Raw genomic sequence first — 22,768 nt, forward strand, 5'->3', positions numbered from 1 at the left:
GTATGAGATGCTTCAGCAATTGGGAGTTCGGTCGGATAGGAGTATATTTTAGTTTGTCCAAAACGGAACAAAGCGCAATGCGATTTGACGATATTGTTTCTCACCTCCAGAATGTACCCCACATCCCGCCTGATAGAGGCCGGTTGCTCTACGACTTCATCATGGAGACCAAGCCCGCACGTATTCTCGAGCTGGGCTTCGCACATGGCACCTCCGCCTGCTACATGGCCGCCGCACTCGATGAACTCGGGGCCGGGGAGATTCTGACGATTGACAATCAGGAAGCGAAGAAGCGGTCTCCGGATATTCATGACCTCATGACGCGCACCGGTCTTGCCTCCCGCATCCGACCCGTGTTTGCCCAGCGCTCGTACACTTGGGAATTATTGCACCTGCTCGAAGCGCACACCAACGAGGGACGGACGGAACCACAATTCGATTTCGTGTTCATCGACGGCGGACACACCTGGGATTCCGATGGCTTTTCGTTTTTACTTGCCGACCGTCTGCTTCGTCCGGGCGGCTGGGTGTTGTTTGACGACATGACGTGGACTCCCGCCATGTGCGCGGGCGAACCCTGGGTGGAAGCGATGCCCGAGGAGGAGCGCAATGTCGCACAAGTGGAGAAGGTGTATCAGCTGCTCGTCATCCCCAATCCCGCGTATCAGGATTTCTCATATGACGGCGTGTGGGGCTGGGCAAGAAAAAAATCCGGTCTTGCCGAAGATCAGAACCGCGCGGAACTGCTTCGTACACTGTACGCAAGATCCAGCGCGGCGCGGCGTTCCTATCTCATCAGACGCTATGTAAAGAAACTGTTCCGACTCTCCTGACCGACACCCGGACTCAACCGCGACGTCCCGCGGCAATCATCCGGCTCACTGCGGGATGTCCCTTGCATCCTTCGGGCGAAACAGGAGGTAGTGCTCGGTTGACGCGTCCGGCCGCAGACCCGGAGGTTGTACGCCGACCGGCACAAGAACCAGACCGCGTCGCTGCCACGCCTCCATGCTGTCCGGCACATTCATGCTCCCGTAGGCATCATCGTGATAGGAGGTGATAGCGGCATCGGGATAATAGGGACGGAGCTGCGGATACACGCTTCTTGGCAGTGTCATCGCTGAAGGCTTTTCCGCGGCAACCAGCTTGTGCAGGCTTATCAGCTCGGAATAGTCGGGTTTGGGGACGAGAAACAGTGCGCTGACAAAGAGCACCGTCGCTGCGACACCGATCGGCACGGGTCGCTGCAGACCCCAATTCCCGAAAATCTGCGAGACGACGAAAGGAAGGAAAAACAACATGATGCCGCTGACCGGAAACAGATACCAGCGGTACACCAGTGTCGGATTCATCTGAAGGTACAGCAGGGCAAGACTGAAACCTGTCGCGATACACACGCTCCCGTGCCGTAGCATCGTCCGCGCACGCAGCAGAACGATGATGAGCAATGTAGGGATGAGGAGCAACTCGAACGGATTGGCGTTCCATTTATCGAAGAGCAACTCCCACCAATTATCGAACGCCACCGTCTCGGACGGCAACCGAAACACGGCTATGTAGATCACGAACACCCAGTTCTTCAGAAGATTCAGTGTGAGCAGCGAAGCCGGCCACAGCAGCAGCAGAAATCCCGCAACCCAGACCACCGACCGCCCGACACGACGAAGAAAGGCAAAGCGCGATGTGCTTTTCCAGAACCGCCAGAATAAAAACAGCACCGTAAAAAACACCACGAACATGCCGTACGCTACGGTCACCAGCGTCGCAGCAAAGAACAGCTGCGTGAGTCGGAGCATGGATGCTTCTCCGCCGCGTTCATACAAATACAGGCAGAACAGAAAAAGCGTCAGCATCAGGCCGAAGGGAAGGTGCATGTTGAAACCCACCACCGCCATGGCATAGGCGGACGATGCCGGCAGCAGAAGCAGCAGCGGCGTTCGAGCGCTATCGTGTCTCCATCCTATTACGCCGATCACCGCTATCCAGAGCAACACCCAGAAGAGATTCGACAGTCGCAGTTGCCAGTGCAGCGGCATGCCGCCGGTAACGTGCGAAAGGGCAATCGCCGGATAGAAGGCGAGCGGCGGATGATAATGCCGCAGAAACATGGTGCTCCCCGACCCGCGGATATAATCGGACAGTCGCGCACGGGCTTCCGCGTCACCCAAAGCGTCCATACCCATGCGCACAAATTCGGTGAGCGGCAGATCATCATGGTCTGTCCAATTCACCCAAAAGCCCCGCTGTACCGCCAGATAGTAATCCCCTTCGTCATAGGTCAGGGGATACTCGGCCTGGTGCAGGAAAAATCCCGCCACACCGGCGGCTACGGAGAGCAGAATGATGAGCAGGAAGGAGCGCTGTGTCATGGACGACTCTTGACTGTGTGTTCATGATAAATATGCAAGAAATCGGATTAACGGTAAACGTACCTCCGGAACAGCTGCGCATGAGCGGCTGATAGCAACATTCAGCTGTCGGCTTCGTATTATGGAGTTGCATTTTCACAGTCCTGGGCCCAGGCGGAATGAATCCTGACGGTACACAACAGAGTTTGCGGGACACGCTTCGCAGCGACTTCCGCACTATGGATTTGAAGGAGGGCATTCAGCGCGATTATCGGGAGATGATGGCGCTCTTTTTAACAGAGGAACAGAAACAGGCTCTGCAGCGCATGGGGATGCTGCGGAAATTGCTGTTCATCCCGCTGTGGATTTTCCGTGCGATGCTCCTGCGTCTGACGCCGGTGCGGCGCTTCCTTCTGCTTGTCGGTGTCCTGCTGCTGATCTTTACGCAAGACGGTCAATCCTCGGGCATGAGCGGTGGACAAGTTCTCGGCGCATTTCTCTTTGTCTTCATTCTGATACTCGAGCTCAAGGACAAGCTCCTGGCACGCGACGAGCTCGAGGCCGGTCGCGCGGTGCAAATGGCGTTGATGCCGGAAGAGCATCCACGCTTCCGGGGCTGGGATATTTTCCTGTTTTCTCGTCCCGCCAACGATGTGGGCGGTGATCTCGTGGATTACATCTATGTGCATGAGAACCGTCTGGGACTCTCACTTGGCGATGTGGCCGGCAAGGGACTCGGCGCCGCCCTGTTCATGGCGAAGCTGCAGGCAACAATCCGGGCACTCGCACCGGGGCGTGAATCTGTTGCCGCTCTGGGAACCCAGCTCAGTGAGATCTTTGATCGCGATGGATTGCCGAACCGTTTCGCTTCACTCGTGTACCTGGAGGCCGTCAAAGACAGCGGCGACATCGAACTGCTCAATGCCGGTCATATGCCGCCCATGCTCTTTCGCGGTGGAGAACTCGAAATACTCCGCAGGGGAGGCCCTGCTCTGGGCTTGCTGTGTCACCGGGATTATGAAGCGCTGAAGCTCTCGCTTGAAGCAGGAGATACTCTGGTCGTCTATTCCGATGGCGTAACCGAAGCACGCAATCCGGAGGGGGAATTCTACGGGGACGAACGCTTGCAAAAGCTTCTCTCCCGCTACCGTGAACTGAGCGTCTGCGATCTCGGAAAATTGCTCGTCGAACGCGTGGATCATTTCTGCGCCGACGCTCCACGCCACGACGACCTTTCCCTGCTGCTCATCCGTCGGACGCCGGCAGACATCGTCGCCGGGTAAATCCTTCCATCGTTGCCATCGCTGCATCGAGCGTTCTCCGGGATGTGCGACCGGACAGGAAAGTCCGTTTCACCTTTTGCCTGTGTCACATATATTGTAGGGATGTTTCCGCTCCCGCGGAAGCGACTCATCCCCGACACAGCCCACCTGATGCCATGGCAATGTTCAGACAGTACCTCGCTCTCACGAGTTTCGCGCTCGCTCTTTTCTCCACCACCGCATTTTCGCAGTACACCGAAAATCAGATTCAGGAGTTGCGCCTCCGATCCGAGATTTTGGATCTGCAGTGGCAACGCGACCGTTCCGAGGCGGAAATCCGCGCTGTGCTTAGCGGAATGCCGCTTCGCATCGTGCGGGAAGATGGTCGCATCATGGAGCTTCAACGCTTTGTCAACAACCGTCCGGAGTACTTCATCACCGACAATGCCGTCTCGGCCGCAACCATCTCCTCATCGCGACTGCACCCGGGGGGAACTCTCGGTCTGTCGCTGACGGGAGCGGGGATCTCCATCGCCGAATGGGACGGCGGAAAGGTGCGAACAACGCATCAGGAATTCGGAAATCGCGTCACGCAAATGGACAACACCTCGTCGCAGTCGGATCATGCGACCCACGTGGCCGCGACCATGATTGCTGCCGGAGTGAAAGCCGAAGCGAAAGGCATGGCGCCCGAGGGTTTGCTGCTGGCGCATGACTGGAACAGCGATCTCTCGGAAATGACCGCCCGCGCCGCCGACGGGGTGCAGGTATCCAATCACTCCTACGGCAGTGTCACGGGCTGGATTAACAACTACCGCAACGACGGCCGCTGGGCCTGGTTCGGCGTTCCGGGTGATACACCGGTGGAGGACAGAAACTTCGGCCGTTACGAGGAAAGGGCGAGGCAGTGGGATCAGCTGGTCATGAGCGCCCAATACTACCTTCCGGTGAAGTCCGCCGGCAATGACCGCGGCGAGGGCCCATCGTCGCAACCCGTTTCTCACTGGATCAATCAAAACGGCAACTGGTCGCTCAGCACGACTGTCCGGCCGAAAGACGGTGGTACCGACGGGTATGACTGTGTCACCAGTTACGGCAACGCGAAAAACATTCTCACCGTGGGCGCTGTCGAAGACATCCCCGGAGGGTACCGTGCCCCGGGCGATGTGCGCATGAGCTCTTTCAGCGGATGGGGCCCCACCGACGATGGCCGCATCAAACCGGACATCGTAGCGAATGGTGTCGGTTTATATTCCGCTATCCGGTCGTCCAACACCGCCTATGCGACCTACAACGGGACCTCCATGTCCGCCCCGAGTGTGACCGGATCCATTGCCCTGCTGCTGCAGCACCAGAAAAATCTGCATGGCTCGCAGCGCCTGCGCGCTTCCACCATCAAGGGCCTCCTTCTCCATACCGCCGATGAGGCCGGTCCCGCGCCCGGACCGGATTTCATGCATGGCTGGGGTCTCATGAATACCGCATCCGCCGCAAAGCTGATGTCCGCGAAAGCGCAGAACAATCCCTCAGTGCTCATTCTGGAAGAGGATTTACGCAACGGGCAGACCATATCGAAGCAGATCTACAGTCCCGGTCGGGGACCGCTCAAGGTCACTATTTGCTGGACGGATCCCGCAGGCTCGGTACAACCCGAGAAAGTGGATCCTACGAATCGCGTTCTTATCAACGATCTCGACCTGCGTCTCATCGATCCTTCCACCGGACAGCATCTGCCCTGGGTACTGAGCGCCGCGAATCCCGCCGCTCCGGCAGGACGCGATGACAATATCGCCGACAACATCGAGCAGGTGTATATCCAGACCCCGGACGAAGGCAATTACATCATCCGCATTACGCACAAAGGGACGCTGCAGGGTGAGTCGCAGTGGGTATCGATCATCGCGAGCGTGACGAATCAGGTTTCCCTGCTGTCACCGCCCAATGGACTTGTCAATTCCAGCGTCACTCCGGCCTTACTCTGGAATCAGGCAAGAGGCGCTCAGACCTATGAGTTGCAGGTTGCGGAGACTTCGGACTTCGCGAATCCCGTTGTCAATGCCACGGGCCTGACACAATTCTGGTACGACACACCGGGATTGAAGAAGAATGCGCTCTTTTACTGGAGGGTCCGCGCACGCGATCCGCAGGGAGTGAGTGACTGGTCCGATGTGTGGACCTTCGCCACGGGGGGCAATACGACACAGGCGGGTCACGCGCTGGAGTTCGATGGTACGGACGACCACGTCGTGCGTACTGATGTTGCCGGTTTCGATGTGCTGGAGCAGCAAGACGCCGTCAGCATCGAGGCATGGGTGTATCCGCGTGGTTGGGTCAACGGCGCATTCGTCGTCGCATCCAAGCACAATAGCAACAGCGGTCAGAGCTGGTCGCTGCGCTTGAAGAGCAATGCCATCGAGTTTCATCCCGCGGGTGTGGTGAGCTGCGCCACCACCATTCCTCTGAACGCCTGGACGCACGTTGCCGTGACCTACAGCAAGGCCTCGGGTAAAGTGCGGTTCTACGTAAACGGCGCACGTCGCTGCGAGCAGAATTTCGCGGGTGACCTGCAGTCCACCGCCGGTGGACCGCTGTATCTCGGTTACGTCCCCTCCACCTCACCGGCTGCGGCCTACGGCATTATGGATGAGGTGAGAGTCTGGAGCACGGTCCGGACGGAAGAGGAAATTACTCTGGGCATGTTCGGCGGCTTGAGCGGGACGGAAGCGGGACTGCTCGCACAGTATGTTTTTGATGATGCGTCCGGACTCACGACAAACGCTATGCCCGGAAATAAAAAAGCCGAACTCGTGCAAGGACCCGCGTGGGTGGTGTCCGGAGTTCCCATGGCCCGCCCCCCCGCGCCGGTGCTCACGTATCCGGCCAATAACAGCGCGAACATTCCTATCGCCACGACGGCCGTCTGGCAGCAAGCAACGTCGGCGCTGCGCTATCGTGTGCAGCTCTCGCGTGAGGCCAATTTCTCGAACCTGCTGATGGATGCAAAGGACGTCACCGCGACGACACAGGCCTTCCCGCAGCTTTTGCCGGAAACCGGTTATTACTGGCGCGCGAATTCCTCGAATGCATCGGGGATCAGCGATTGGTCCACGCCGCATTACTTCACGACTGCCGTCGCTCCGCCGGATGCGCCCCGCCTCGTCACTCCGAAAAACGGAGCCAAGGATCAGCCGTTGCTGCTCACGATATTGTGGGATCCCCCCGCACGAACGCTGCGCTATCACGTGCAGGTCTCCACGGATTCGCTGTTCGAAGGTGGCTTCCTCGTAGACAATACCGACGTACAGTCGCCCTCGCTCAACGTCCCCGACCTCGGGAACAATCAGCCGTGCTACTGGCGTGTGCGCGCAGTCAACGCCGGAGGTTCGAGCCCGTGGTCCGAGCGCTGGGTGTTTACCACCATACCCGCCGAACCGGAAGCGCCGATACTTCTCACTCCGGAAGCCGAAGCCCGCGGAGTTTCCGTCAATCCTTCGTTCACCTGGGAGACGTCGGAAGGCGCGACCGCCTATCACATTCAGTTATCCACCGACACCGCCTTCCAGGTAAAACTGCTCGACGCGGCGGCCATTCCATTCGCCCGCTACGCCGCAGCGAATCTTGCCCGCGGGACCTGGCATTACTGGCGCGTCCGCGCAACAAATGCCGCCGGCGCCAGCGAGTGGTCCGAAGTGCGGCGCTTCCTCACAGAGCGTGATCTGCCGGAGGCGGTACAACTCGTCGCGCCACAGCATAAGGCCACGAAAGTTGAACTGCATCCGGATTTCCAATGGCTGCCGCTTGTTTCCGCCGAGACCTACACCTTGCAGCTTTCCACGGACGAGCAGTTCTCCGGCACACTGCTGAACGAGACGGGTCTTACCGGCGACAGCTGGAAGCCCGCTCAGGCTCTTCCGGCGGAGAGCGAAGTGTTCTGGAGAGTGCGCGCAAGCAATGAGCGCGGCGATGGTCCGTGGAGCGAAATATGGAGCTTCACCACCGGAACAGAACCTTTGGCGGCACCGGAACTGCGCTTGCCTCCTCATGGAAGCGTGCAAGCTCCGGAGCAGGTGGATTTTGTCTGGACAGCCGTCGCAAGTGCCGATGCGTACACACTCGAACTCGGCACCGATTCGCTCGCCGCATCGGCGTATGACGCATCGAACACGTTTGTATCCCGCACGGATCTCGCTGAAGAGCGCGAGCACTTCTGGCGTGTGCGCGCCCGACGCGGCGGCGACGAGGGGCCATGGTCCGCATGGTGGAGCTTTACCACGACGCTGCGTCTCCCGGATGTGGTAACACTGCTCGCCCCGCTGAATGGCAGCGTCATGCAAAGCGATACTGTACAGTTTGTCTGGACCCGTTCCCAGCCGCAGATTGATCGCTACTGGTTCGAGTACGCATTCGAGGGCTTCCTCGGACAAACGACCGTGGACAGCTCGCGTACCGATACGAGCCTGACCATACCGCTCGCGGCGCTTGCCTCGCCCTGCTACTGGCGTGTGCGCGCGGGTAACAGTGCGGGCTGGGGACCCTTCAGCGCATCCGGCAGCTTCATTCCGCTCGTGCTTTCTGCGGAAGGCACGCAATCGAAACCAACGACGATGACGCTGGGATCCGTCTGGCCGAATCCCGCCGGAGCCCGCAGCGTGGTGTTGCTTTCCCTGCCTAAACGATCACATGCCACGCTCGAATTGCGTGATGTGCTCGGTCGCGAAATCGCCGTCATGCACGATGGTATGCTCGATGCCGGAACACACGCCCTTCCGCTGGATCTCTCGCAGTTGCATCCGGGTCAGTATACCCTGCTGCTGCGCGGAGACGGCGCGTTGGCGACACAGACAATTATCGTCCTGCGATAATTCTCCCGACAGCAACGAACCCCGAGGAGTCCGCGCTTGGCGCGGACTCCTTCGTTTTTCTCCCACACTGCCGCACACCGAACGCCGTACACCACGGACCTTGAAGGGATTTCCCTACACAGGCCGCGGTGTTTCGGCTGACAGGATTTTCAGAGGAATTCGTATTGGACACGGTGCTCCGGTATTCTATATTCGGAGAGATCTATCCGATGCGCTTCGTCCCGGATACAACAGCGGGCGGCGCTCTGTACCTTTTTACTGGAGTAGCTATGTTCGACACCGGAAACACCGGCTTCATGCTGGTTGCCACGAGCCTGGTCATGCTGATGACGCCCGGGCTCGCATTTTTTTACGGAGGATTGGTCGGGCGAAAGAACGTCCTCAGCATTATGATTCAGAGTTTCGTGTCCATGGGTGTGACCACGGTGCTGTGGTTTGCCGTGGGCTATTCGCTCTGTTTCAGCGGAGATATCGGCGGTATCGTCGGGAATCTGGACCATGCGTTCATGCAGGGTGTTTCTGTGACCGATGTCTTCGGCAGCGAAACACACCGCATCCCACTCATGGTTTTCATCGCATATCAGATGATGTTCGCCATCATCACACCCGCGCTGATCACCGGAGCATTCACCAATCGCGTCACCTTCAAAGCATATCTGATTTTTCTGGTCGTGTGGCTGTTGTTCGTGTACTTCCCCTTCGTACACATGGTATGGGGCGGAGGATTGCTGGCACAGTGGGGTGTGCTGGATTTCGCGGGCGGCATCGTGGTGCATGCGACGGCGGGTATGGCTGCCCTGGCCGCCGTGTTCTTTGTCGGTAAGCGGCGCGTGGAAGAACAGGGACCGCACAGCATACCGCTCGTGGCACTCGGCACGGGACTGTTGTGGTTCGGATGGTACGGCTTCAATGCGGGCAGCGAACTCCGCGTGGACGAAATCACCGCCCTGGCTTTTCTGAACACCGACATCGCGGCCTCCTTTGCCGGAGTGACCTGGCTTATCCTGGCGTGGACCATCGAGAAGAAACCAAAATTCGTCGGTCTCCTCACGGGGGCTGTCGCCGGACTCGCAACCATCACTCCCGCTGCGGGCTTCGTGTCCACAAGCAGCGCCGTTATTATCGGCATCTCTTCGGGCGTTATTTGCTATTTCGCCGTCAGCATGAAAAATCGTCTCAAGTGGGATGATGCGCTCGATGTCTGGGGCGTCCATGGTGTAGGCGGCATTCTCGGCACCATTTGCCTCGGCCTCTTCGGCAGCACGGCCATCAATGCCGCCGGTGCCGATGGATTGCTTTTCGGCGGTGCGGGCTTCTTTTTCAAGCAGGTCTTCGCCGTACTCGGCGCATCAGCATACGCCTTCCTCTTTACCTATGGGGCTCTCAAGCTCATCAATTTCATCACACCGGTGCGCACGAGCGATTCTGAAGAAAGCAGTCTCGACGAATCCCTGCACGGTGAAGTCGCCTACGTCGAAGGAGTTTGACATGAGACAATGTTCACTGCTACTATTGCTGCTCACCGCATTACTGACACACAATCTGCACGCGCAGGATGCCAAATGGTATGATGGGATCACGCTGCACGGAATGGCGGCCTCGTCCTTCACCTGGAATTTCAACACTCCCGCTTCGGGCGAAAACGGCTACCGCATTTTCGATAAAAAGCACAACAGTTTTACGCCGGATGTGTTTCAACTCGCAATTGCAAAGGACGCGGAAAATAGCGGCGACGCCGGCTTCCGCGCCGATGTCATCACCGGTATGCTGCCGATGTACACGGCCTCGGCAGGCATGTTCGGCTCGACCAACATCGACCTGCTACAGGCCTATGCCAGCTATGTGGCTCCCATAGGCAGCGGACTACGGCTCGACATGGGCAAATTCACGACGCACATGGGCTATGAACTGATCGAGGGCTGCGACGGCTACAACGACAACATCAGTCGCAGCTTCCTGTTCGGTTATGCGATACCCTTCGCCCATACCGGACTCCGCGCCCGCTACGCTTTCTCCGACGCCGTGTCGGGTATGCTGATGGTGGCCAATGGCTGGGACAATGCTGTCGAGAACAACAGCAACAAGACCATCGGCGCGCAGCTCGCGGTGGCACCCATGGAGCAACTGTCCCTGTTCGCAAACGTGATTCACGGAACCGAATTCGCCGATAACAACAGCGACGCAACAACCGTCATGGATTTCGTTGCGGTGTGGTCGCTGAGCGAGTTGCTCTCCGTCGGTGCGAATGTCGATCTCGGCTCAGCCGCCGGTGCCGCCGCCGAAGGCGAGGATGCGGCATGGACCGGCTTCGCGGGCTATGTGCGTCTGAACCTGCACGAGCAGTTCTCGCTCGCGCTGCGCGGCGAGATGTTTGACGACACCGACGGGTTGCGCACCGGTATGAAGCAGAAATTGACCGAGATTACCGTGACGCCGGAGTTCCGTCCTGCGGAGCAATTCGTAATCCGCGCGGACCTACGCTATGACATGTCCGATCAGAAGGTCTTCGAAGATGGCGATTCCTTTGAGAGCGTCACTCTGGAAAACGCGGATTCCCAATTCACGTTTGGACTTCAAATGCTCTTCCTCTTCTAATCCCACCTCTCACTGAGCGCGATCACTGCGGCCGCCCCATCCCACCCGGGCGGCCGCAGTTTTTATTTCCGCTCTCCCGGTCCGATCTTGTGGTGAGCTCCGTTTCACGTACAGCCTTACAGCGACTATGAAATTCCGCGCGACACTACTGCTTCTGCTGCTGTTCACCACCGGCGCGGTGGCGCAGGACGATTTGCTCAACTCGGCGCTCAAGCGCTTCAATCGGGACTCGAGCAATGTAGGATACAGACCGCATCCCGCGTGGAATCCCACCGGTCCGGCGGATCCCTATCGCCTGCCCTGGTTCGACGCTCTGCTTGCACGTCCGCTGAAAATCCCCTCTTTCACGCGCGAGATGCTGTGGCGCTACCGTATGTGGATGCTGGGCGACAGCAGTAATTTTCCGCGACCGCTGCTCGCGCAGGTACGTCCGCTTGCCGGACTGATATTCAACTCCGGCCGAAATCTCGGATACAATATCGGACGATATGGGTTCGACTATACACCGGAGACGGCAAAAGAGCAGCCCCTGCTGCATGCCATTGAACGACTGTATCGTGAGCGCTCGCAGGATTTGGGAAACCTCATTGTGTATCCGCTGCCTACGCAACATTGGACGGACAGGGAGCAGGAGTTTGCCCGTCTGATTGCACCGCTACCTGAAGATTTGCAGCGCTCCATCGCAAGAATCGTCACCGCCATTGCCGAAGCGGCCTCCTGGCGCAACCGCTCCCTGGCGCGTATCTCGTCAGCGCAGTTTGCGCACATCTTCTCCTCCACCACGCTGGAGGAGTCACAATGCGACGCGCATACCTTTGACCAAATCGTGTACGATGCAGCAGTGGCCTTTGACGGACACTCCGCCTCCTGGGGCGCAACCATGCTGGCGCAGGCGGTGGAGAAGGAATTCGATCTCCTGCGCCGCTATGCGGGAGCGAAATACGCATTTGATATTCCCACGCCGCTCGGGCGCCTGCTCCTGCGCGACGGCGACAACAATGCCCATTATGCACAGGATTGTGCCTTGCTCATCGATCTCGGCGGAGACGATGTGTACTACGGCGCGGTGGCCGCCACCTCCCCCACATTGCCCGTTTCCGTGTGCATCGACGTCGATGGCGATGACCGTTACATCAACGAACATGCGGGTATTCCCTCGCAGGGCGCGGGCGTACTCGGCATTGCGTTGCTGGCCGATTTGCAGGGCAACGACAGCTACAGCTCCCGCACGTTTTCGCAGGGTTGCGGACGTTTCGGCGTCGGCGTGCTGTACGATACGGAGGGCGACGACCGCTACGCCTCGCTCGGCTTCAGCCAGGGCGCGGGCTTGTACGGCATCGGTGTGCTGTTCGACAGAAGCGGCGACGATGCCTATCACACCGTGTACTACGCACAGGGCTACGGCTTTTCCAAGGGGCTCGGTTTGCTGGCCGACGCGCGGGGCAACGACAAGTACATTGCGGACGATACCGATCTCATACACACCGGCGATGAAACTCCCCTGCACAACGAAAGCGACGCGCAGGGCTTTGGTTCGGGCCGGCGCGCCGATCATACCGACGGCCACGACATGTCCGGAGGGATTGGCATTCTCACCGATCTTGAGGGCGACGACGAGTATTCCGCGGGAGTGTTCGCTCAGGCCAGCGGCTATTGGTATGGCATGGGCGTGCTGCACGACGCCGCGGGCAACGACAAGTACCGCGGCGTGTTCTTCAATCTCGGGGCCGCAGCACATTACGCCATCGGCGTGCTGCTCGAGGATGGCGGCGACGACGAATCCGATCTCGTGATGACGCTGGGCTTCGGCACGGCGCATGACTGTTCGGCCGCTTTTTACATCGATGCCGGCGGCAATGACCGCTACACCATGAGCAGGGGCGACGAGCGGGCATGCAGTTTCGGCAGCGCGCTGAACAGCAGCTTCGCCTTGTTCGCCAACATTCGCGGCGACGACAGCTACGCGCCCGTGGGCAACGCCTTCGGGTACGCCACCATGCGCCGGGGCGGCGAGTGGCGCGAGTACGCCCCCTCCACCGGCCTGTTTTTCGATATCGGCGGCAAAGACACCTACAAGCATACCCGCGCGGCTGACAACAGCGAGTGGATACAGACGGAGTCCCCGGGCCAGCACGGCTACGGCGTGGATGCACCCGCGGGTATGATTCGATTTGAGCAGGAGTAGGCGGCGACGGCGGATATTACGCATGTAGGTCCGGGTATGAGTATCCCGTACCGCAGGTTTGCCATGTTATTATAAAGGATTGCCTGACTAAGAGGATCCTGCGCAGGTTCGGGGAATGGCGCATTATAACCAGACAGATCATATCCTATTTACCGATTATTCTGTCCTCTGTGATTTATTATCACTCGCGATCACTCGTGCAAAGTTGTCACGCGCATAGTGGCATTTATTCACGTATTTGCGGCATCGCAGGCTCAAGTATATTATGAGCTGTAATCCGCATATTGTTCAATATCATAATGTTACCCCCCCCATTTAGGATGTGTATTTCGTATTCTGGCCCAATATTTGCTGCTTTAATTGTATCCAGGTTAACTGGCTCTTTTTATACACATTCCAGAGAGGTGAGAATGAAACGGGTTGTGATGCGAATCGTAATCGCCATTGCCTTGATGATGGCTGGCACAATGGTCTCCGCCAATCCCCTACCTGGCGAGAGAAAGGAGGAGAAGCAATCACTGGAAAACAGCATCAGTCTGTCTACTGCTGACATGCTCGGGATTCCGGCCTCCATTGATGGTCATGCGTGGTTGAAGGGCTTCGAGGGTAATTGGACCATATGGGTATGTAAGCCTCCATATAACGTCAAGTGTGCCACGTGGGAATTCACAGCAACAGGTGTCAGAAATGTCGTCATCGACCCGGAAGGCAACACCATCGGTCCCATCTACTATCCCGTAGCACTCTATCAGGAAGTAGAAGGCGGAGCGGACGGAACCGAATATTGGTTCAATGAGGCGGATTACGTAGAATAGTGAACGAGTCACCCGGTACGGCCACATGATTGCATGCGGGCGTACCATAATGCAAGGTACCAGCATGAAAAGCTTTTCCACAGTCTTTGCAGGTCTCCTGTTTTTATTTACCACCGGAATTGCACAGGGAAACATTCAGGAGTCCCGACCGTACGACCTGCTCGTTGCGGCGATGAGGACTTCTTCGCAGAAAGAGTGCTCTGCGAATCTTGCATTCTTTGTGAAGCCCAACCGCAGTTGCGTCAAATGCAGCATTCAGCTCGAATTACTTCAGAATCGGATCACGGAGAAAGTATCGACACTGTGTATGGCGAATGTGATCGTATGCGACAGATTGGTGGAGGCCAGAAATATTTCTAAAGGAATGTCGAACAGGAGCAACGTGACGGCCATCCCCGATGACGGAACGATGCTCTCAGTGTACTTTCCCGACAGAACCCGGACGAATGTTCTTTGGTGGCTCTATATCGACGAAGCGGCGGAAATGTTCAGATCGGGAGTGATAAGCGAAATTGATTTTGATGATACTCAATTGTTATCTCTTATCGATTCCGTCGACCGCAAGCGACGCGAAGTGCAACCCGCGTCTCTTCTGACTCTTGCGGAGATACCCGGCCTGGAAATGTCTCAGCCCCGTCTCGGGAATACCATGTTCGACTCTCTCTTCCTGGTCTACGATACGAGTATACCGACGATCGCAGTGTATGAAATCGAACATGGCTCGTTGCTGCATGCGGTTTCCCTCGATACCGCCAGGATAGAGTTAGCGTGCGTATCGGGAGAGTCGCTGTACAAGGATAAGAATGGGCTGCATCCCACGGTAGAAATCGGCGGCCTGGTTGCGGATTCGGCCGGAATGATACACATATTCTTTAACGCGATGTTGCAACGCGAGCGAGACGAGGGCGGATCGAAGGTCATGGGTGTGTACCGTGCTCCCATGCATGTCGTGTATGACTATATCAGAAAAAGATTTGTATCGATTTTCAGATTCGGGGACAATTACTCCGGTGTCGAATCCAATCCATCCATTCTGGGAAGCAGTCTCTATCTGTCCGGACAGAAATACACAGGCGCCACCTTCCCTATAGAAAATTACGACAGCTTGTTTTCCGCCTTCGAGTTCAACCTGAGTGACTATACACTGAAACCTGTGCTGACCTCTGACTCAGTGTACCGCAACTGTCGATTGGGCCTTAATTTCCTCAACACGTATTCGGCTGTAAGCGGAAATTCTGTGTTCGCCGTGCAGACGCTGGGCAGCAGAATATACAATCTGTCCAAGGACAAGAGCGAAGCAATCGTGACCAAGGATTACATTCTGCCCGAAGAGCATCTGCTCGTCAACGGCATGTGCGATGACGCGAGTGTTAATATCCTGGCTGCATTAATGAGGAACCCTCCGAAAACAAGTATTGACGGACTCTTTTCAATTTCGGACACCGTACTCATGGTTATTGTCGTTGACCGGTCGTATACCGATGGTGGAAGGAAGAACACGTTTCGGTATCACCTGGAATTCCTGTCCGCCGTGACGTTGAGTGGCATCGCGACAAGGTATATAAGCACCTCCGAGGCAGACGGTCACATCCGCGGATACTGCATTGCCAGGATGCAGCAGCTGGGAGCGACGAAGCCACGCTTGTTGGCTTTGTACAAGAATAGGAAAGGACTGTTTATACGTTGCTATGATTTGTCATGGTAGGACATGTCACTCACCCGATCTTTGCGTGGTGCGAACGTACCGATTCCTGCATAGATCATATCGGTGATAGGATTCCCAAAAGAACACGCGCCGGCCGGCGCGTGTTTTCATTCAAGCTTCCGCTTCTCTTGTTCCCACAACCGTCCGCCTGACGGACTTCCTCCATCAGTCCGAAACGGCTTCCAAAAATTCTGACTATTCCATGTCGGGATACGGCGGGAATAGCTTCTTGATGAAGAGCAGCGATTCCGACGGGCTGTTTTGTGTTCGCTTGTGCTTCAGACTCCAACCCCGAAGGAAACTCCGTCAGGAGCGTTCATCTTTGCTCTCATCTCCATTGAGCCGCGTTTTCCGATGGACAGAACTTTTCGTAATATTAAAAATTGTAACCGTTTCACATTTCTCGTCTCCCGGTAAGCGTACACCATGGCAAAAGCACAGCAAGGCACTCTCGAAAAAATCGTCTCCCTGTCCAAGCGTCGGGGGTTCATCTTTCAATCATCGGAAATCTACAGCGGGTTGAACGGCTGTTGGGATTACGGTCCATTGGGCGTGGAGCTGCTGCGCAACGTGAAGGACTCCTGGTGGCGCGCGATGACCTATCGCGACGATATCGAGGGGCTGGACGCATCCATACTGATGCACCCGCGGGTGTGGGAAGCTTCAGGACATGTGGAAAACTTTACCGATCCCATGGTGGACTGCAAGCAGTGCAAAAGCCGCTATCGCCTGGATGTGCTGTACGAAAGCTACAACGAGAAGCGCCGCAAGAAAATCGTGACGGCGTGGACGGCATTGCTGACCGACGAAGCGCGCGACGGCATCGCAGCGATGAGCGAAGAGGAGAAGCACGAAGCCGCCGGCAACGCGCTGGTGGATGATGCGGCCATCTTCGAAAATCTGAACGAACAGCAGCTTCTCGTGTGTCCGAACTGCGGTGCGACGGGGACGTTTACGCTGCCGAGAAAATTCAACCTGATGTTCAAGACCTTTATCGGCCCCGTGGAGGACAGCAGCGCGACGGTGTTTCTGCGTCCCGAAACCGCGCAGGGAATTTTCGTGAATTTCTCCAACGTCCTGCAGGCCACGCGGCAGAAAGTGCCCTTCGGCATTGCCCAGATCGGCAAGGCCTTCCGCAACGAGATCAACACGAAGAACTTCCTCTTCCGCACCCGAGAATTCGAGCAGATGGAAATGCAGTTCTTCGTGCGTCCAGGCAGCGACGACGAATGGTACGAGCAATGGCGCGAGATGCGCATGAACTGGTTCGTCGAAAACGGCATGCGCAAGGACAAGCTCCGCTTCCATCCGCATGCGCCCGAGAAGCTCGCGCATTATGCCAAGGCGGCGGTGGACATCGAGTACGAGTTTCCCTTCGGCTGGGGAGAAATCGAAGGCATTCATAACCGCACGAATTTCGATCTCTCCCGCCACACCGAATATTCGGGAAAAGGCCTGGACTATTTCGACACCGAGACACAAGAAAAATACATCCCCTTCGTGATCGAGACGTCCGCGGGCGCGAGCCGTTCGCTCATGGCGTTTCTTGTGGACGCGTACGACGAAGAGGAAGTGGAAGGCGAGGTGCGCACCGTGCTGCGCTTCCATCCGAAGCTCGCTCCCTTCAAGGCCGCCGTCCTGCCGCTGGTCAATCGCGACGGCATGGACGAACTCGGCCTCGCGCTCTACCGCGATCTGCAGAAAGACCTCAAGGTGTTCTATGACGACAGCGGCTCCGTCGGCCGCCGCTACCGTCGCCAAGGACGAAATCGGCACCCCTTCGCTTTCACGATTGACTCACAGACGCTCGAAGACCGCACCGTCACCGTACGCGAACGCGACAGCATGCAGCAGGAGCGCATCGGCATGGATAATGTGCGGGCGTATTTGCTGGAGAGGTTGAAAGGGTAGGATCGTGAAAAGGTAAAAAGGAGAAAAGGTAAAAAGGTAAGAGTGCATATCGGATAGCATCTTACCTTTTCTCCTTTTCATCCCGCCGCAGCGAGTCTTCGACTGTTCACGATCCCACCCTTTTCACCTCTTCACCTTTTTTCCTTTTCACCATCTCACCTTCTCACGATCCTCCACCCTTCTCACGATCCTCCGGTACGTGCGAGGCGATTGTTCAAACTGTCGATGACTTCACGGGCGAGGGGACGGAGGTCTGGGCGGACGACGGCAAGCGACTCGGCGCTGCGTATACGACGCTCCGCGAGGATACGGGAAAATGTCAGGGAATAATCCATTCTGTCGTTGAGGTAGAGCTCCAGGGCTTCCTCCGGTGTTCGCGATTCGCGAGTGTTTTCCGAAACATGCGCAGGGCGCCAAAGAATGACGACGCCGAGAACGATGACGGACACAATGCCTGTATAGAGAAAGATTTTTTTTGCCATAACTCGCACGAGTGGAACCGCGCACCCACAGTGTGCGGATGCGTATCTACAAAATAGCGATTCGGGACGCAACTTTCGCGTTCCCCGCAGCTATCCGGAGAACACCAGTGCGTTATTGCTCGCGCCCAAGCCTCCGAACCGGAAATCACGCAGGGTTCCCACATCATGTGCGCAACGGCCTCCGTATCTCACGTGAAGTCCCGACATCCTGTACGTTGACCGTCGGTACAAGCCGGCGTTCATTGGGGATACTCGGGAATTCGGAGGATTTTGTGTATACTATGTGCATAGGCATCCTGGCCCTCCCCATCACGAATGACATCTTATGGGTAGCCATCTCATCTTTATCACTGATGATGATTATTCGTTGCGCCGTCTCCTCGAAGTGACCATCACTTCGTGGGGCTACGAAACGAAAAGTTTCAACACCGGCGAAGCGTTGCTTCGTAGTCTGGACGAGCGACCGGACGTCGTGCTCCTCGACCACATGTTGCCGGGAATGTCCGGTCTCGAAGTACTGGGTGCGCTGCGCAAGGAAATTCCGGATCTGCCCGTCATCATGCTCTCGGCACAGTCCAAGATTGACGTCGCCGTGGAAATCATGCGGTCCGGTGCCACAGATTATTTCAGCAAGCCGGTGGATCTCAAACGTCTGCAGCTGTCGCTGCAGAATGCCGTGCATCTCCATACGCTGCGCGAAAAGGTCAGGGAATTGCAGGACACACTCGAGAAGAATGTGCGCTACGACAATATCGTGTCGAGCTCGGGAGTGATGCAGGACGTATTGAAAATGGTGGAGCGGGCATCACGCAGCGACATCACCGTGCTCATCGAAGGAGAGAGCGGTACCGGTAAGGAGCTGATCGCGCGGGCCATTCACTACAACGGCGTACGCAAAGACGGTCCGTTCATCATCATCAATTGCGCGGCCATCCCGCGCGATCTGCTCGAGAGCGAGCTGTTCGGCCATGAGCGCGGCGCGTTCACCGGCGCGATTGAGAGAAAGATCGGAAAATTCGAGGCCGCGCATGGCGGAACCATTTTTCTTGATGAAATCGGTGAAATGGATGCCACGCTGCAGGCCAAGCTCCTGCGTGTGATACAGGAGCGCCAATTCGAACGCGTCGGCGGCGTTGATACCATCCGCACGGACGTACGCATCATCTCGGCGACGAACAGAAATCTGCGCACCATGGCCGCGGAGCGTCAGTTCCGCGAAGATCTGTACTACCGTTTATCCACATTTCCGATTATTATCCCGCCTTTGCGCGACCGTGCCGTCGAGATCCCGCTGCTCGCGGATCACTTTCTCAACCTCTTCGCCACGCGTGAAGGTAAGGCCCCGATGCGCATTACCCCCGCCGCCTACGACATATTAAAGACCTACCCCTGGCCGGGGAACGTCCGTGAATTGCAGAGCGTCATTGAACGCAGTGTGATACTCAGCGATGACAATGTGATCGGAGAGGACGACCTGCCGCTTTCGCTGTATCAGCCCGAGGAGAGCAGTCCGTACGATCCGGATGCACCGTTGCTTTTCCGGAGCAGGAACGACATCATTTCTCTGGAAAAAATCAAGGAGAGCGCGCTGCGCCGCGCCTTGCTGCTGTGCGACGGCAATGCGTCCGAAGCTGCGCGATTGCTGGAAATCGGTCGAACGACGTTGTATGACCTCGTAAAAAAATACGGTATTCCTCTCGAGCGCGCGTGAGTGCGCCCCTACTCCACAGAGCAAATAGTATCGGTACAGACATTTCTTTGGATGTTCGCTGCCCCGGATGCGGGACAGCCGTGCCGGGACAGTCGCTGCCGGCAACCACCCTCTCTCCTGTCAACAACCATTTTCACGAGAAGCCGACAGCGAAGCGACTGATGTACCGGCAGAGGAGATTTTATTCCGCTTCGTAGGGCAAAAGCACCGTTACCGTGGTCGAGCGTCCGGGTTGGCTTTTGATGGCCATGCGTCCGCCGTGAAGATCGACAATGGAATGCACGAGGGCCAGGCCCAGCCCGACGCCCTTCTGTTCGAAGTGCGCCCTTTCGAATTGCATGTATGCACCGATCGAACGGATTTGCTCCTCCGTCATACCGCGCCCCTTGTCGTGTACCACGATTTCATACCATCCTTCGGAACATGCGGCGGTGACCGTGATGGGAGTGCCGTCGAGACTGAACTTGCAGGCGTTGTCCATCAATTCCTCCAGCAGCTTCTCCAGATTCGGCGCGCTGATGCGCAGCGTTGCTGCTTCCGCATGGACGACGATATCCTTCGCGCGTTTTGCCCGTTCTCCCAGCACGCGCACGAGATCGGGGATGAGGAATTCCGGAGATTCCACGAACTCTTCGAGCAGAGCCGCGCGGCGAACATCATCATAACGAAGATTCTCGAGTTCCGAAAAGCGGAGATAATTCTGCACCAGGCGCAGCAGCCGCTGTCCGGCCTGATTCACATGCCGCAACATCTCGAGAACTTCATCCGGGGAGAAGTCCTTCATATGATCGTGCAGCAGATTGGAGAGACCGAGAATGGAATTGAGCGGCGTCAGGAATTCATGCGGCAAAGAGCGGCTGATGGATTCGCGCACTTCCTCCAGCGCGCCATGCAGACGCTGTTGCTGGCTTTGCTGCTTGCGCAGGCGCGCTTCCACGGCTTCGAGCAATTCTTCCTTGGAAAACGGTTTGGTGAGGTAGTCATCCGCGCCTGACTGCATTCCCTTGCGGAGATCGCTTTTTTCCGAAAGTGCCGAGAGAAAGATAAATGGAATCAGTTCCGTTGTCGTGTCTTTTCGGATGTATTCCAGCACACCGAAGCCGCCGAGACTGGGCATCATCACATCGCAGAGCACGAGATCGGGCTTGTGCTCCCTGATCAATTCAATGCCCTGCATGCCGTTTTCCGCATATACCACGTCGTAGCCGGCTTCGGTCAGCCGCTCGACTATGCTTTCCCTGACAATGACTTCGTCCTCGATGACCGCGATTTTTTTCATGCTGTCTCCAGGTGCAGAGGGTGAAGAACGAATGTAGGCATTGCGCGCTTGCCTCACAACTCGGAGTGCGGACGACAAGAAAAGCAGTGGGTTGAGAATCGGGATTCGTGAATCGGGAATCGAGAATCGGGAATCGAGAATCGGGAATCGGTCCGCCAGGCGGAGTGAATCGATCTGCGGTAGGATTTGGCACGGTGGCGGTATAGATCAGTTCCGACAGAGAGCATTCGCGCCGGCAGCGGCTCCGACGGCCAGGCTACTGTTCCTTGCGTTTCAGCATCCTCGCGCTGGTCCCTGAGCGGGCTTCGACTACGCTCAGCCACCGTCGAAGGGCTGCGCATCTGCGTTAGATTCCCCTCTTCTGTCTGTTCTGTCTCTTCTGTGGTCTCGGGAAGGATCAAACGCAGAGACGCACCTTCGACTTCGCTCAGGGTCCGTGTGGCGGTACGCAATGAGCACGTTCGTAGTACCGCGGTCGAGGTCGGGAGTCAGTACAACATCGAGAGACCCAGTAGAAACGTGCTCTCTGCTCTCTGCTCTCTGCTCTCTGCTCTCTGCTCTCTGCTCTTTGCTCTCTGCTCTCTGCCTGTACTTCATCTCTGTATCATCAACTTCATTCCGGCACTTGCACATTAATGAGCATATGCCCATATTACAACATGAAACAGTCACGCGGAAGACCGACATGCAGACGCATCGTGAGCGAAACACCCGAGCATCGCTATTTCAAGCCGGCGGGTATACCGATGCATCTGCTTCGTGAAATCACGCTCTCCGTGGATGAATTCGAGGCGCTGCGGCTTGCCGATATTCTCGGTCTGTATCAGGATGAAGCGGCGCGCAGCATGGGTGTGAGCCGGGCGACGTTCGGGCGCATCGTAGAAACGGCGCGACGCAAAACCGCGGAGGCGCTGCTGCACGGTCAGGCGTTACGCATCGAAGGAGGTAGTTATATGGAAAGCAAACATCATGCCGGAGCGGCAAAGGCACAATGCATTTGTCCGAAATGCGGAGTTACCGTCGCGCATCAGCGGGGCATTCCGTGCAGAGAGACGCGCTGCCCGGCATGCAACACCGTCATGCTGCGCGAGGGATCCGAGCACCATCAGGCCTTGCTCGACAAAAAACAGAAAAAACAAACCGGAGAAACACAATGAAGATCGCAATCGCATCAGACGATGGCATACACGTCGCAGGGCATGCAGGCAGATCGGAAGGATTCGTCGTCATGGAATACGACGGACATGCCGTGACGCAGCGCGAGTACCGCACATCCCCAATGCCGGGGCATGTCCATGCCGGAGAGCATCATCCTGACGCACATGGCCACCACCATGCACACGCGGATACGGTCAGCGGGTCTCAGCATATGCATCGCCACGGCGGCGACTTCAGCGACGCGCATGCGCAGAAACATGCGCGGATTCGCGCCGCTCTGGCCGGCTGCGATATACTGATTTGCGGCGGCATGGGACATCGCCTGCAGACGGATTTACACCAAGCCGGGATCACCGTTCGCCTGACAACGCTCGGAAACGTCGAGGACGCATTTCAGGCGTGGCGCGACGGTCGGCTGGAAGAGCAACTCCAGGGCTTCTGCCGCCACTGAGTTG

Annotated in this window: 15 protein-coding genes; 12 read left to right on the forward strand and 3 right to left on the reverse strand. The window is 57.1% G+C overall.

Going from position 1 to position 22,768, the window contains the following annotated elements; translation table 11 throughout:
• Nucleotides 1–77: 77 nt before the first annotated feature.
• The gene (locus tag M5R41_12705) at nucleotides 78–833 is read left to right on the forward strand and encodes a class I SAM-dependent methyltransferase (protein MCZ7557252.1); all 756 of its coding nucleotides are present in this window, start codon (nucleotides 78–80) and stop codon (nucleotides 831–833) included.
• A 45-nt stretch (nucleotides 834–878) separates the two neighbouring features.
• On the opposite strand, the gene M5R41_12710 is transcribed toward M5R41_12705, so the two are convergent.
• Nucleotides 879–2,369, reverse strand: a complete 1,491-nt coding sequence (locus M5R41_12710; protein ID MCZ7557253.1) for a hypothetical protein — start codon at nucleotides 2,367–2,369, stop codon at nucleotides 879–881.
• Nucleotides 2,370–2,527: 158 nt separating this feature from the next.
• On the opposite strand from M5R41_12710, the gene M5R41_12715 reads away from it, so the two are divergent.
• The 8 genes from M5R41_12715 (at nucleotide 2,528) to M5R41_12750 (ending at nucleotide 17,683) form a co-directional block, all read left to right on the forward strand.
• Nucleotides 2,528–3,631 carry a serine/threonine-protein phosphatase gene (locus M5R41_12715; GenBank protein MCZ7557254.1) on the forward strand — a complete coding sequence of 368 codons (1,104 nt, stop codon included), beginning with the start codon at nucleotides 2,528–2,530 and terminating at the stop codon, nucleotides 3,629–3,631.
• A gap of 155 nt (nucleotides 3,632–3,786) precedes the next feature.
• Nucleotides 3,787–8,472 carry a S8 family serine peptidase gene (locus M5R41_12720; protein MCZ7557255.1) on the forward strand — a complete coding sequence of 1,562 codons (4,686 nt, stop codon included), beginning with the start codon at nucleotides 3,787–3,789 and terminating at the stop codon, nucleotides 8,470–8,472.
• Nucleotides 8,473–8,741: 269 nt separating this feature from the next.
• Nucleotides 8,742–9,959 (forward strand): ammonium transporter, encoded by a 1,218-nt coding sequence (locus M5R41_12725; protein ID MCZ7557256.1) that lies wholly within the window; start codon nucleotides 8,742–8,744, stop codon nucleotides 9,957–9,959.
• 1 nt (nucleotide 9,960) lies between these two features.
• Nucleotides 9,961–11,067 carry a porin gene (locus tag M5R41_12730; GenBank protein ID MCZ7557257.1) on the forward strand — a complete coding sequence of 369 codons (1,107 nt, stop codon included), beginning with the start codon at nucleotides 9,961–9,963 and terminating at the stop codon, nucleotides 11,065–11,067.
• Between the two features lie 127 nt (nucleotides 11,068–11,194).
• Nucleotides 11,195–13,252, forward strand: coding sequence for a hypothetical protein (locus M5R41_12735; GenBank protein MCZ7557258.1), 2,058 nt, complete (start codon nucleotides 11,195–11,197; stop codon nucleotides 13,250–13,252).
• A 422-nt stretch (nucleotides 13,253–13,674) separates the two neighbouring features.
• Complete coding sequence (locus M5R41_12740; GenBank protein ID MCZ7557259.1) at nucleotides 13,675–14,067, forward strand: hypothetical protein; 393 nt, start codon at nucleotides 13,675–13,677, stop codon at nucleotides 14,065–14,067.
• A 64-nt stretch (nucleotides 14,068–14,131) separates the two neighbouring features.
• Nucleotides 14,132–15,772 carry a hypothetical protein gene (locus tag M5R41_12745; GenBank protein MCZ7557260.1) on the forward strand — a complete coding sequence of 547 codons (1,641 nt, stop codon included), beginning with the start codon at nucleotides 14,132–14,134 and terminating at the stop codon, nucleotides 15,770–15,772.
• Between the two features lie 426 nt (nucleotides 15,773–16,198).
• Complete coding sequence (locus M5R41_12750; GenBank protein MCZ7557261.1) at nucleotides 16,199–17,683, forward strand: glycine--tRNA ligase; 1,485 nt, start codon at nucleotides 16,199–16,201, stop codon at nucleotides 17,681–17,683.
• 182 nt (nucleotides 17,684–17,865) lie between these two features.
• On the opposite strand, the gene M5R41_12755 is transcribed toward M5R41_12750, so the two are convergent.
• On the reverse strand, nucleotides 17,866–18,165 hold the full coding sequence (locus M5R41_12755; GenBank protein ID MCZ7557262.1) for a hypothetical protein: 300 nt from the start codon (nucleotides 18,163–18,165) through the stop codon (nucleotides 17,866–17,868).
• Nucleotides 18,166–18,490: 325 nt separating this feature from the next.
• Between M5R41_12755 and M5R41_12760 the strand changes: the two genes are divergently transcribed.
• Nucleotides 18,491–19,876, forward strand: coding sequence for a sigma-54 dependent transcriptional regulator (locus M5R41_12760; protein MCZ7557263.1), 1,386 nt, complete (start codon nucleotides 18,491–18,493; stop codon nucleotides 19,874–19,876).
• A 181-nt stretch (nucleotides 19,877–20,057) separates the two neighbouring features.
• On the opposite strand, the gene M5R41_12765 is transcribed toward M5R41_12760, so the two are convergent.
• Nucleotides 20,058–21,155 carry a response regulator gene (locus tag M5R41_12765; protein ID MCZ7557264.1) on the reverse strand — a complete coding sequence of 366 codons (1,098 nt, stop codon included), beginning with the start codon at nucleotides 21,153–21,155 and terminating at the stop codon, nucleotides 20,058–20,060.
• Nucleotides 21,156–21,814: 659 nt separating this feature from the next.
• Between M5R41_12765 and M5R41_12770 the strand changes: the two genes are divergently transcribed.
• Entirely contained in the window at nucleotides 21,815–22,312 is a 498-nt protein-coding gene (locus M5R41_12770; protein ID MCZ7557265.1) for a DUF134 domain-containing protein, read from the forward strand.
• Nucleotides 22,309–22,764, forward strand: coding sequence for a NifB/NifX family molybdenum-iron cluster-binding protein (locus M5R41_12775; protein MCZ7557266.1), 456 nt, complete (start codon nucleotides 22,309–22,311; stop codon nucleotides 22,762–22,764). Before M5R41_12770 ends, M5R41_12775 begins: the two co-directional genes overlap by 4 nt.
• Nucleotides 22,765–22,768 lie beyond the last annotated feature (4 nt).

It is taken from the genome of Bacteroidia bacterium (assembly GCA_027493955.1).
Lineage (GTDB): Bacteria > Bacteroidota > Ignavibacteria > SZUA-365 > SZUA-365 > JAOSJT01.

What these genes read in the sequence shown, in the direction of transcription:
- M5R41_12705 (MCZ7557252.1), top strand. Translation starts at nt 78, where the DNA reads ATGCGATTTGACGATATTGTTTCTCACCTCCAGAATGTACCCCACATC.
- M5R41_12710 (MCZ7557253.1), bottom strand. Translation starts at nt 2,369, where the DNA reads ATGACACAGCGCTCCTTCCTGCTCATCATTCTGCTCTCCGTAGCCGCC.
- M5R41_12715 (MCZ7557254.1), top strand. Translation starts at nt 2,528, where the DNA reads ATGAATCCTGACGGTACACAACAGAGTTTGCGGGACACGCTTCGCAGC.
- M5R41_12720 (MCZ7557255.1), top strand. Translation starts at nt 3,787, where the DNA reads ATGGCAATGTTCAGACAGTACCTCGCTCTCACGAGTTTCGCGCTCGCT.
- M5R41_12725 (MCZ7557256.1), top strand. Translation starts at nt 8,742, where the DNA reads ATGTTCGACACCGGAAACACCGGCTTCATGCTGGTTGCCACGAGCCTG.
- M5R41_12730 (MCZ7557257.1), top strand. Translation starts at nt 9,961, where the DNA reads ATGAGACAATGTTCACTGCTACTATTGCTGCTCACCGCATTACTGACA.
- M5R41_12735 (MCZ7557258.1), top strand. Translation starts at nt 11,195, where the DNA reads ATGAAATTCCGCGCGACACTACTGCTTCTGCTGCTGTTCACCACCGGC.
- M5R41_12745 (MCZ7557260.1), top strand. Translation starts at nt 14,132, where the DNA reads ATGAAAAGCTTTTCCACAGTCTTTGCAGGTCTCCTGTTTTTATTTACC.
- M5R41_12750 (MCZ7557261.1), top strand. Translation starts at nt 16,199, where the DNA reads ATGGCAAAAGCACAGCAAGGCACTCTCGAAAAAATCGTCTCCCTGTCC.
- M5R41_12755 (MCZ7557262.1), bottom strand. Translation starts at nt 18,165, where the DNA reads ATGGCAAAAAAAATCTTTCTCTATACAGGCATTGTGTCCGTCATCGTT.
- M5R41_12760 (MCZ7557263.1), top strand. Translation starts at nt 18,491, where the DNA reads ATGGGTAGCCATCTCATCTTTATCACTGATGATGATTATTCGTTGCGC.
- M5R41_12765 (MCZ7557264.1), bottom strand. Translation starts at nt 21,155, where the DNA reads ATGAAAAAAATCGCGGTCATCGAGGACGAAGTCATTGTCAGGGAAAGC.
- M5R41_12770 (MCZ7557265.1), top strand. Translation starts at nt 21,815, where the DNA reads ATGAAACAGTCACGCGGAAGACCGACATGCAGACGCATCGTGAGCGAA.
- M5R41_12775 (MCZ7557266.1), top strand. Translation starts at nt 22,309, where the DNA reads ATGAAGATCGCAATCGCATCAGACGATGGCATACACGTCGCAGGGCAT.